Consider the following 11,567-nt stretch of genomic DNA (forward strand, 5'->3'; position numbering starts at 1 on the left):
TAAGACTAACTAGTGGAATAAAAAACAAAAAAATTACGCACATTTTCAAATCCTCTGCTAAACCTTAATGAGGTGTCCACGGAGGGATAGTTATTGTGAATTCATTTGAATCAGCCATATACAGCATTACGACATTAGCCAAGCTTAGACATAAAGCTTGCGATACAGAGCAGTTGCGCCATCAATGGCAAACATCCAAATCCACACTGACAGAAACGGATTTCATAAGAGCGCTAAACTCACTTAACCTAAAAGCAGGGATAAGAAACTGTAAAATCAGTGACTTACACAATGAATTTATGCCCGTTGCAGCACCTATGTCCGATGGGCAATACCTCACCCTTCTTCGCGTTAATCAAAATGGGCAGGATTGGTTCTGCTTAGTCATCAAGCCCGGCGAGACCACACCCAGAAAACTCAATTTGGCAGAGTTTGATCAGCTCTGGGATAACAGAATTATTTTCATTAAAGAGCGAGAAACCCTAGGTCATGATCGCCGATTTGATCTGAAATGGTTTATCCCTTCCCTGATTAAACACAAAGGGATTTTTACCGAAGCCATCATAATTTCTGTATTCCTTCAGCTATTTGCCCTAGCCACGCCCTTTTTCTTTCAAATCGTTATGGACAAAGTGCTGGTGCATAGAGGCTTCACTACGCTGGATATTCTGGCCATCGGATTTGCTGCACTGCTGATGTTTGAATTGGTGATGGGCATCGTTCGCAACTACCTGATGGTTCATACCACCAGCAGAATTGACGTGGAGCTTGGCGCTAAGCTTTTTAACCATGTCATGCGCTTACCTGCAGCCTATTTCGATTCACGCCAAGTAGGGCATACCGTGGCGAGAATCAAAGAGCTAGACACACTAAGGGAGTTCATCACTGGGGGTGCATTGACCCTGATGATTGATCTTAGCTTTCTTCTGCTCTTCATCGCTGTGCTTTGGATGTTTAGCCCTACGCTCACGTGGATCGTTCTTGGGTCACTTCCGTGCTACTTGCTGTTATCTATACTCATCACACCCACTTTGCGCCATCGCTTAAATGAGAGTTTCAAACGCAGTGCCGAAAACCAAGCGTTTCTGGTTGAATCGATCACGGGCATCGATACCGTTAAATCAATGGCGCTTGAGCCAAAGATGCAGCAACGCTGGGAAAAGCAGATTGCCCAAGCGACCAGCATCGGCTTCAAAGCTAAAAACCTCGGTAATATCGCGACTCAAATTGCTCAGTTTATTAGCAAGTTCACCACGGTGTTAATTATCTGGTTTGGTGCCCTTCTGGTCATGGACAATCAGTTAACCATCGGTGAATTGATCGCATTTAATATGATCGCGGGTCGAGTCAGTGCACCCATTTTGAAACTGGTTCAACTCTGGCAAGACGTCCAACAAGCGGGTATATCCTTGAAACGTCTCGGCGATATACTCAATACGCCCTCTGAGTCTGACGCTCAGACAAGTCAAGCGTCTCTCCCTAGCTTGCAAGGCTCCATTGCCTTTCAACACGTCAGTTTTCGCTACAGTCTGAATAGCCCCACGGTTCTGAATAGGATCAACATTGAGATCAAAGCCGGCGAATCGATTGGTATTGTCGGCGCTTCAGGTTCTGGCAAAAGCACACTGACCAAGCTGATTCAACGAACTTACCTACCCAACTTAGGAAAGGTGCTCATTGATGGTATCGATTTAGCACAGGTCAATACCGATTGGCTTAGATCCAATATCAGCGTCGTTCCACAAGAGAGTTTTTTATTCAATAAAAGTGTGCGCGACAACATTGCAATACGCACACCCGGCGAATCACTGGAAACCATTGTCAAAGCCGCCAAACTGGCCGGTGCACACGCGTTTATCACTGAGCTTCCAGCCGCTTATGACACCTTGGTGGGTGAGCGTGGCAGCAACCTCTCAGGGGGGCAGCGCCAGCGAATCGCGATAGCGAGAGCCCTGATCAGCAACCCTAAAATTCTGATCTTTGACGAGGCAACGAGCGCGCTCGATTACATTTCAGAAGAGAAAATCCGTCAGCAGATGCACTTGATCTGCAAAGGGCGCACCGTCATCACCGTCTCGCACCGCCTGAACACAGTAAGACACTGCGATCGAATTATTGTACTTGATCAAGGCGAGTTAGCTGAGTCTGGCACCCATCAAGAGCTGTTGAGATTAAACGGTCGCTACGCCGAAATGTTTCGTCTTCAATCGGCCGATCAACCATCAGAATTTAAGGAGGCCATCGCATGAGGCTGACATCAAAAGAGCTGCACGATTTTTTACCTGGTGCGCTAATGATTCAAGAGCGACCACCCAAGAAATGGCCGAGGGTAACTGCCTACTTAATCGCCCTGCTGATGATGTCAGGCCTCACCTGGGCGTCTATTGGTGAGGTAGACATTGTGGCAAGGGCATCTGGAAAAGTCATACCAACCGGACAAACAAAACGAGTTCAATCGTCTATCACAGGGAAAATCGATTCGATCAACATCACCAATGGTGATGCGGTTCATGCCGGTGAAACCCTAATTGAACTGGATGCCACAGAACCTTTTAATCAACTCCAGCAGAAACTGGAGCAACAGAAGTTTAAGCAACACGAGATAGAACGCACCCGGCTCTTTGCTGAGTATTTAGAGAAAGGCAACGTCAAGCTGCTGTCATCCTCTAACCCTCAACAGGCGCTCTTTTCAGAACAGATAGAGAGCTATAACAAGAAACTTGAACAGTTAAACGCGCAACTGCGCAGCTCAGAATTGAGTCATTCACAGGCTAAAACGCAACTTGATTCAATGTCACAGCTCTACTCAATTGTAGAGGCAGAGACAGAAGCGATTGAGTCATTGGTTAACAACGGTGCTGCATCAAAGAGTGCTCTTCTTACCCAACGCCAACGGCTTATTGAAGTGGAGGGTAGCCTAAGGGCTTTACAACTGGACGTAGCTTCAACCTTGAGCCAGGCCGTTTCAATTCAAAAGCAGATCCAAGCATTTAAAGCAGAGAGCAAAGCGCAGACGTTGAACGAGCTGCTTCGACTGCAAGAGGCAGCCAGAGTTCTTAACGGCGATATCACCCAATTAGAGTGGTTTATTGAGCAGCATAACATTCGCGCACCGATTGACGGGATAGTCAGTGATCTCAACGCATTTACAGTTGGCGCTATCGCTACCAGCGCTGAGACCCTAATGAATCTTGTGCCACTGAATCAATCATTAAGAGTCGAAGCCTGGTTGCAAAACAGCGATGTAGGTTTTGTACAAACAGGCCAACGCGCCGAAATTAAAGTGGATGCATTCTCGTTCACAAAATACGGCGTAATCGATGCTGAGATCGTTCACCTTGGCGCCGATGCACATCAAAATGAACAAGGCGTTTTACTCTTTCCTGCAGAACTTAAACTCTTCTCAGAAACCTTAGAAATCGACGGCAATTCCCACCCCCTGCAACCCGGGATGAGCGTCAGCGCGGAATTAAAAACAGGCAAAAGGAGGATCATCGAATATCTACTTTCACCGTTACTAAGAATGAAAACAGACTCAATAGAGGAGCGATAGATGAAAAAATTGTTATCCATTCTGAAATGGACCACCTCAATCATTATGGGTTTTCTGATCTTATTAGTATTCATAAGACCCGATAACTTCAACCTCTACGCTGCCGCAACAGCATCTGCTGTCGGATTGTGTAGCTACATCAAATATAAAAAAATCAAAGTAGGACGATGGGTGGATTTCGCCAATCCATTTTTCATTGGCCTGTTGATACCTGTATTGATGGTGCGTGTTTTGAAGGTGATGGTATGAATACAGAAAACATAACGGTTAAAGATGTTGTGATATGGAAGCTAACGTTTGTCATAACCCTTATATCTATGTTTTTTGTACCTCCAGAGCACAATACAAAGGTGTTTTTTATGACCCTTTTTGTGATGCTGATATCTATCTACTTAACTAAGTGGAAGGTAATTGGAATCAATACTTTAGGGAAAATTCTTTTCTTCTTACTACAAATCTTAGTGGCTACCTGGGTATTTCTAGTAGTACACAATTTATAAAAAACTAAACAAAGTAAAAAAGGACTTTTACTATGAGCAATCTTCGCGAGGAACTACTGGATGTTTTTGAGCTAGCTAAATCAATTAAAAGTTTTGATGATGCTATAGGTATTTTTGAGAGCAAGGACAGTACACCGCTACAAGCTGCTGCGGCTGGTATAGCCCTTATCGGCGCAACGATAGATACAATTCCAGACAACAACAAATCCACCCTTCTTAAGGTTATACAACACCATTTCGCCAGCTTAACTTTTGCATCTTCCATAGCGGATACATTAGATAAACACAAAGAAGGAACAGCAAATTTATCAGACTATATATCTACACTTGGCTCAATACTGTATGCAATCCCTACTCCACAGACGCGTCTTTTGGGTTCTATTTTAACCAGTTACCCATTAGCTACTGATTTAGGAGAGCACTTAGCTGAACAAGGGGCTCTTGATCCTATCTTTGACATGATTTTGCATCAGCCTGATGTGGAACTCACCTGGAACGATTGGGAGTTTGCAGCGAACGATCAATATGTTGAGGCACCCAGTTTCGCCAATGCAGAGTCGATCACCTCACCACTCGTTTTAGATCTGGACGGAGACGGAGTCGAAACTATTGGTATTGATCAAGGTGTCTATTTCGACCACGCTGGCGATGGTTTTGCTGAAAAAACTGGATGGGTATCACCTGATGATGGCGTGTTGGCCATCGACCTGAATAATAATGGCAAAATCGATGACGGAACGGAGCTGTTTGGTAATAACACCGAGCTATCTATCGGAGAAACGGCCGCCAATGGGTTTGAGGCTCTAAAAGAGTACGACTCTAATTCCGATGGGGTGATCGATGAGTTTGATCGAGATTTCCAAGCGCTTAAAGTCTGGCAAGACCTCAATTTAGATGGACAAACTCAAGAGTTTGAACTGAAAACTCTAGAAGAGCTCGGAATCACATCGATCAACCTGGACTACTCTGAAGATTCACAGCAACAACAAGGCAACCACTTCATTCAAACGAGCTCGTTTGCAAATACAAATAGCCCTTCCAATGAGCTGGTCGATGTCTGGTTTCAAACTGATGAAACGCAATCCATCTATCAGGATTCCACTCAAACAGCTGATGACCTAATCAACTACCCTGATAGTAAGGGCTGGGGTTATGTGGCCAACCTACAACAGGTAATGACACACAATACAGAGCTCAAATCGATGGTTGACCAGTTCATTCAAGAGTCCGACCCTGCTGCACGATCTGCGTTGGTTAATGAGATCATCTACCAGTGGACGGGGGTAGCCGACGTCGACCCCTACAGTCGCGACCCAAGCCGCATTTATGGGCACGTCATGGATGCTCGACAGCTTGAGGCGTTAGAAGAGTTAACGGCTAAAGACTATGTCGGTACCTGGTGCTGGGGCGAACATGACCCAAACCCACATGGCCGCGCGGCACCGGTTCTGATCGCACAATTCAAAGCGTTTAGCGACTATGTCGAAGGGCAGCTCAACGCCCAAACCCACTATGCTGAGGCTTTTGATTTGATTGGGGTTAAATTTGATTCAAGCACCGGTCAGTTCGCTCCAGATACCGCGGATTTCGAGGCCCATCTGCAAAGCCTTATCGATCAAAACGACCTGTCACAAGCCAATCTACTCTTCAAAACAGTGCAGCAGCTATCGAATCTGTCGCCCGCTTATGACGATGTAATGGATGATCTGAAAGAGAACCCAGCTCTTGCCCCGTGGCTTATTGATTCACAGATCACAGGTACAGATGCTTCTGAGACCCTGACGGGCTCAAATGATGATGATCTGATCACCGGTGGTTTAGGCGACGACCAACTCTTTGGCGGCGTGGGTAATGATATTTACCACTACAGCATTGGAGACGGCTCTGATCAAATCTATGACAGCCAAGGAAACGATGTACTTCTATTTGGCGAGGGTATTTCAGTCAGCAACCTTCTGTTTGAGCGAGGCATCAGTCACATCGATATTCTTCTGCTGAATGAAGATGGCGCAAAAAGTGGCGCTGCTATTCGGTTAGAAAACGTATTCGACTTTGATGGCAGCCTTCAGGAGGGCACCATTGAAACCCTACGTTTTTATGATGGCAAAGCTCTTAATCTATCAGAAGTGATCACTCACTTTTCGACGAAAGGCGGCAACAGCGACGATTATTTATTCGGTTCCGATCTGGCGGATACACTTCAAGGCAATCAAGGTAATGACACACTTTACGGTGGTTCCGGGGATGATCTTTACCTATTTACTCAAGGGGATGGGCAAGACACCTACATTGAACATTCCGGCAGAGACACAATTCGCATCGTTGGAATAGAGCAATCTGATCAGCTAACTCTTCGACGCATTGGAACTTCTGGAGAGGATCTACTGATCCAATTCTCAGACCAAAACGGTCAATTGACGGGAGATCAGATCACCATCAAACAGGTCTATGACAAAGGTATTATCACACCCAATCTGATTGAAACAATTGAACTAGTGAATGCGGAGGGGGGTTCAACACAGCACTCTATTTTTGAGCTTAACAGCCTCTACCAATCACTAGACTCCAATAGGCTCTATGGACTTGAGGGGGATGATAGGTTGCAGGGAGCCGATGCCAATGAATACCTAGAGGGCGCCGGTGGTGACGACCATTTAATAGGTAACCGTGGAGATGATCACTTATCTGGAGGTGAAGGAGGTGACCTGTTAGTAGGTGGTGAAGGGGCTGACGTTTTGCAAGGAGGTAAAGGCAAAGACACCTACCTCTTTAGCCGAGGTCACGGTCAAGATGTGATCAACAACCGCGACCGTGACTCCATCGATAGGGTGTTGTTTGATTCCACTATTAGCAAAAAGCAAGTTGATATCAGCCGGATCAACGATGATCTCTTAATCGAAACAGGGCAGCCGGGGGATCTAATTACCGTCAAATCCTTCTTTAATGGCGATCTTATCTCACTCGACACCATCAAATTGATTGAGTTCAGTAACGGTGAACAGATGAATCTATCGGACATTGCCCAGCAGACGCTTGCGACCAGCAACGGCGATGATCATATCCAAGGCTTAGCCTCTGCTGATGTCATCAGTGGTCATGGTGGTGACGATACTATATCCGGAGGTGGCGGTGATGATCTTATCCACGGAGATCAGAACAACGATCTCATCTATGGCGATTCCGGCGATGACGAACTATTTGGTGATCAGGGAGAAGATCGTCTGCATGGCGGTAGCGGTTCGGACCACCTGTTTGGCGGCAACGAGTCGGATCAACTTTATGGTGGATCCGGAAACGATAAGCTATCAGGCGACAACGGCACGGATCATCTCTTTGGGGGCAGTGGCCAAGACAGGCTTATGGGCGGCAATGGCGATGACCAGTTAACCGGCGGTAAAGGGGATGACCTGCTGGAAGGCGGAAAAGGGGATGATACTTACATTATTCGAGCGCATGATGGATCTGACCAAATAGCCGATAGCAGTGGGAGCGATACGCTTGTATTGGAAGGCATCAACTGGGAGCGTCTTCAACTTGAGATGCTGAATGATTCGCTACTGATAAAAGACCGTGATTCCAGTACGGAGGTGACAATTCAATCGGCTAATAAAAGTGGCATTGAGAGGGTAGAAACTGAAGATGGCTGGGCTGACATGGCTGATATCTACGCCATCATTCATGCAATTGCCCAGTTTGATGCACTCGATGAAGAGGAGGTGACGCTGGAGGATAGAAACACTCTCAACAACACCTTAGCAACCGCTTGGCATAGTGAGTGATCTTGATCATCGATAAAGGGGTCAGACTGAAAGGTCAGACCCCTTAAGTTACCCCTGAGATGAATTCCATTTAGATAAAGTGATACAATTGTATCACTTAAAACTCAGGGGTTATCTATGAAAACAGAGTTAGTAACCAACCTTAAAAGGCACGCGACTAAAATTCTTAGTGAGTTGCACGTCAACAAGGAGCCTATCTTGATTACAGAACATGGACAGCCTTCGGCCTACCTAGTAGACGTAGAAGATTACGAGTACATGCAAAACCGATTGGCTTTGCTTGAAGCGATTGCGCTTGGTGAAAAAGACGTTGCTGAAGGCAAAGTTCATACTCAAGCTGAAGTAGAAGCCAAGTTGGACAAATGGCTAAGCTAATCTGGACAGAAAAAGCGATCGATGACCTTTCAGAATTAGCAGAGTATGTTGCTATTAGTGACAGAGCCGCAGCAAAGCAGTTAGTGCAGAGAATACTGTCTAGCGTCAGGCGACTGGAACAATATCCTGAATCAGGTCGCCGCTTACCTGAGCTTCCATTACAAAACTACAGGGAAGTGATCACTCCACCCTCACGCATCGTCTACAGAATCGAGAAAGAAAATGTCTTCGTAATTAGGGTGATACGACAAGAACGCGATTTAAGGCGGTTAATGCTAGGGCTTAACACTCATAACCGATAAGTCATTCAAATAAAATCGCGGCCTTAATAAGACCGCTCCAACTTATCGAGTAGCTTCTGCGCGTGCAGCAGCGGCGCCAGCTGCATCCCCTGCCTGTTCGCGAATCAACGCCAGTTCACGCCAGAGTTTGCGCTGATAATCGGGAAGTCCCGTTGCAACGGCAACACCTCTTAGCGCAACCTGCTCTGCCTGAATCAGATTCAACTGGCGGCGTTTAATAGACGCTAAATGCAAATAGACCTGAGGATCGCGCGGTGAGATACGCAGTGCGCGCTCAACTTGGGATTCAGCAGCTGCCAGATCCCCTCTGTCTGCGGCTTGTTTTGCTTCAGCGAGCAACGATACTGTTGCTGAGTTGGAGCTTTCATCAATCGCGAGCGGCTCAGAGGGAGCAATTTGAACGGGTTGTTGTGAAGGTTGAGTTGGTGCGAAGTTCGGCACATCGTAGATGGGGGCAACATTCACATCACCACGTGGTTCCACCGGAACAACCGCACCGGGTGCAACCTTTGCATTGCGAGGCGACACATCGCGCTCCTCTACCGGAGTTAGGTAAGGGCTTGGGCCCGCACAACCGACCAGCAAGGTCAGCACAGCTGTAATGGATAAAGATTGGTACAGATTCATGAACCGGCTCGATGTTATCAAGATTAACAAGAACTAAGAATAATCAGTTGATTGCAGAAAATCTAATTAAACCAACCTTTGAACCAGTCTAATGGCGATTTAATCGCCTCCCCAGGTTTGCGTTTGCCACCACAGCTGACACGTTGAACCGGTTCTGTGCCCTGAATGTAGGGAACCGAACGAGCCCCCTCACACTGCTGATCAGTTTGAACATTTTGAGATGCATCGACCCAAACGTACTCCACCTCTCTAGGTTTTAAAGCTAAATAGGGTTCGGGCTGCTCTCTCTTCATCAGATCCGTCCACACCTTTAATGCGCCGCCTGATCCAGTAAAAGGTAAGGTCGCATTGTCATCCCGGCCAACCCAAACAACGGCTAAACGGCTGCCGGTAAATCCAGCAAACCAACTGTCTCGCTGCTGATCAGATGTCCCTGTTTTACCCGCCACATTTAAGTTGGCGGGCAAGGTTCTGTAGAGCGATCTAGCCGTACCCTCACGAGCCACTGATTGCATTGCGTAATGAATCAAGTGAACCTGTTTAGGATCAACGACTTGATTGAGCTTAAAGGGGTAGCGAGAGAGCTCTTGCCCATAGGCATCGGTCACTCGACGAATGGCGCGAAGCGGCATTCTAAACCCATTCGCGGCTAGCGTTTGATAGACCTGCGCTACTTCAATAGGTGCCAAGTTGAGCGCTCCCAATAGCAGCGATGGGTAGGGTTTGATCTCTGAATCAACGCCTAGTCGCTTCAACATATCGATGACCGAATCGACTCCTATATCCAGACCTAAACGTGCTGAGGAGAGATTGTAGGAGCGCGAAATGGCCTCATACAGGGGCACCATACCCTTCTCTTTGCCGTCAAAGTTCTCAGGTGACCAGACCGACCCGTCCGGCTGCTGCATCTGAAAGGCGCTGTCTTCGATCAGTGTCGTTAGGGTGTACCCCTTCTCTAACGCGGCCAAGAAGGTGGCCGGTTTAACTAAGGAACCAATCGGGCGGCGAGCATCCAAGGCCCGGTTAAATCCAGCAAATCGGGCATTACGTCCACCAATAACCGCTAACAACTCTCCTGTTTGCGGATCGGTAACCACCGTTGCGCCCTGCAGAGGCTGTGCTTTTTTGCCGTACTGTTTTTCTAACAACGCGATACGTTCACTTAACGCAGAAGCCGCATTCTGCTGCACTAAAGGATCCAGTGCTGTAAAAATACGAATCCCCTCAGAATTCAAATCCTCTTCGCGATACTCCTGTCGAAGCTGACGTTTCACCACATCGAGGTAGGCTGGGTAAGCCCCTTTTAAACGGGTGCCTCGTTTAATGACATCAAGCGGTTGTTGTATCGCACGTTGATACTGATTGGGGCTGATCATCGCTTGATCCAACAGCAGTTTCAGTACCAGATCACGGCGTTTTAGAGCTCTCTCTGGGTGACGCCGAGGATCATAATAAGAAGGCCCTTTAACCAACCCAGCTAGCAATGCAATGTGATGCAGCTCGAGTTCAGCGGCGGGACGGCCGAAGTAGAAGAGGCTACCTTGACCAAAACCGTGGATCGCACGCGCGCCATCCTGTCCCAGATAAACCTCATTAAGATAGGCCTCAAGAATTTCATCTTTCTCGTAGTGAAGATCCAACAGAACCGCCATCGGCAGTTCAAGCAATTTACGCGAGAGGGTTCTCTCAGAGGTCAGGTAGAAGTTCTTGATCAACTGCTGAGTAAGGGTACTCCCCCCCTGAACAAATCGACCCGCACGAAGATTGACCCACATCGCACGGGCAATGCCTTTCAAAGAGATGCCGAAATGATCGTAAAAGGCCCGATCTTCAACGGCAACTAGGGCCTGGGGCAGTAGACTGGGCACATCTTGAATACGCACCAGTTCACGATCTTCATTATCACCGGGGTAGATCCCCCCTATCAGCACTGGCTCTAAACGCGCCAGCGTCATGGAGCGATTATTAGCATCCATCAGGCGGGCTATCTGGCCTTGCTGAAAGCTAAGGGTGACGCGTTTTGATCGTTCAGCGCCCTCAGGAAAATCAAAGCCACGAGTGTAGATGTCGGCTCGATTGGCACTGACTCGCGCTGTGCCAGGGCGATTGACCTGATTACCAATACTGTAACCCAGCGCTTTTAGTTCAAGCTGCAAAGCAGCAGAGTCCAAGCGTTGGCCTGGGTAGAGTTCTAATGGGCGTGCATAGACCTTAGCCGGCAACGACCAGCGTTTGCCTTCAAACTTTTCACGCACCTGCGCATCGAGGTAGACCAGACCCACCGCAGCAACAACCGTGGCGACTAAACCCAATTTAAAAAGAAACCAAAACAGCGATTTAGCCCAATTGCGGCTCGATTTTGCTTTGGTTTGCTTAGATTGATGTCTCTTTTTTGTCATCTTCTCAGTATAATCTTCGACCCGCTGGCGCG

General features: G+C 47.4%; 8 protein-coding genes. 6 read left to right on the forward strand and 2 right to left on the reverse strand.

From position 1 onward, the window contains the following. The first annotated feature begins 95 nt into the window (after nucleotides 1-95). The 6 genes from XMD579_RS02540 (at nucleotide 96) to XMD579_RS02565 (ending at nucleotide 8,509) form a co-directional block, all read left to right on the forward strand. Complete coding sequence (locus XMD579_RS02540; RefSeq protein WP_371815167.1) at nucleotides 96-2,249, forward strand: type I secretion system permease/ATPase; 2,154 nt, start codon at nucleotides 96-98, stop codon at nucleotides 2,247-2,249. Further along, on the forward strand, nucleotides 2,246-3,553 hold the full coding sequence (locus XMD579_RS02545) for an HlyD family type I secretion periplasmic adaptor subunit (protein ID WP_173505764.1): 1,308 nt from the start codon (nucleotides 2,246-2,248) through the stop codon (nucleotides 3,551-3,553). The genes XMD579_RS02540 and XMD579_RS02545 overlap by 4 nt, the downstream gene beginning before the upstream one ends. Then, nucleotides 3,554-3,802: a hypothetical protein gene (locus tag XMD579_RS02550; protein ID WP_173483800.1), complete on the forward strand. Its 249-nt coding sequence runs from the start codon at nucleotides 3,554-3,556 to the stop codon at nucleotides 3,800-3,802. 283 nt (nucleotides 3,803-4,085) lie between these two features. Beyond that, nucleotides 4,086-7,832 (forward strand): calcium-binding protein, encoded by a 3,747-nt coding sequence (locus tag XMD579_RS02555; RefSeq protein WP_173505765.1) that lies wholly within the window; start codon nucleotides 4,086-4,088, stop codon nucleotides 7,830-7,832. A gap of 117 nt (nucleotides 7,833-7,949) precedes the next feature. Beyond that, nucleotides 7,950-8,207, forward strand: coding sequence for a type II toxin-antitoxin system Phd/YefM family antitoxin (locus tag XMD579_RS02560; protein WP_173480264.1), 258 nt, complete (start codon nucleotides 7,950-7,952; stop codon nucleotides 8,205-8,207). Next, nucleotides 8,195-8,509, forward strand: a complete 315-nt coding sequence (locus XMD579_RS02565) for a type II toxin-antitoxin system RelE/ParE family toxin (protein ID WP_173494998.1) — start codon at nucleotides 8,195-8,197, stop codon at nucleotides 8,507-8,509. Before XMD579_RS02560 ends, XMD579_RS02565 begins: the two co-directional genes overlap by 13 nt. A gap of 42 nt (nucleotides 8,510-8,551) precedes the next feature. On the opposite strand, the gene XMD579_RS02570 is transcribed toward XMD579_RS02565, so the two are convergent. Beyond that, complete coding sequence (locus tag XMD579_RS02570; RefSeq protein WP_173489053.1) at nucleotides 8,552-9,136, reverse strand: type IV pilus biogenesis/stability protein PilW; 585 nt, start codon at nucleotides 9,134-9,136, stop codon at nucleotides 8,552-8,554. Between the two features lie 62 nt (nucleotides 9,137-9,198). Next, a complete protein-coding gene (gene mrcB, locus XMD579_RS02575) occupies nucleotides 9,199-11,535 on the reverse strand; it encodes a penicillin-binding protein 1B (RefSeq protein WP_173505766.1) in 2,337 nt (778 codons plus the stop codon). Between the last annotated feature and the right edge of the window lie 32 nt (nucleotides 11,536-11,567).

It is taken from the genome of Marinobacterium sp. xm-d-579 (assembly GCF_013282935.1).
GTDB lineage: Bacteria > Pseudomonadota > Gammaproteobacteria > Pseudomonadales > Balneatricaceae > Marinobacterium_E.

What these genes read in the sequence shown, in the direction of transcription:
- XMD579_RS02545 (WP_173505764.1), top strand. Translation starts at nt 2,246, where the DNA reads ATGAGGCTGACATCAAAAGAGCTGCACGATTTTTTACCTGGTGCGCTA.
- XMD579_RS02550 (WP_173483800.1), top strand. Translation starts at nt 3,554, where the DNA reads ATGAAAAAATTGTTATCCATTCTGAAATGGACCACCTCAATCATTATG.
- XMD579_RS02555 (WP_173505765.1), top strand. Translation starts at nt 4,086, where the DNA reads ATGAGCAATCTTCGCGAGGAACTACTGGATGTTTTTGAGCTAGCTAAA.
- XMD579_RS02560 (WP_173480264.1), top strand. Translation starts at nt 7,950, where the DNA reads ATGAAAACAGAGTTAGTAACCAACCTTAAAAGGCACGCGACTAAAATT.
- XMD579_RS02565 (WP_173494998.1), top strand. Translation starts at nt 8,195, where the DNA reads ATGGCTAAGCTAATCTGGACAGAAAAAGCGATCGATGACCTTTCAGAA.
- XMD579_RS02570 (WP_173489053.1), bottom strand. Translation starts at nt 9,136, where the DNA reads ATGAATCTGTACCAATCTTTATCCATTACAGCTGTGCTGACCTTGCTG.
- mrcB (WP_173505766.1), bottom strand. Translation starts at nt 11,535, where the DNA reads ATGACAAAAAAGAGACATCAATCTAAGCAAACCAAAGCAAAATCGAGC.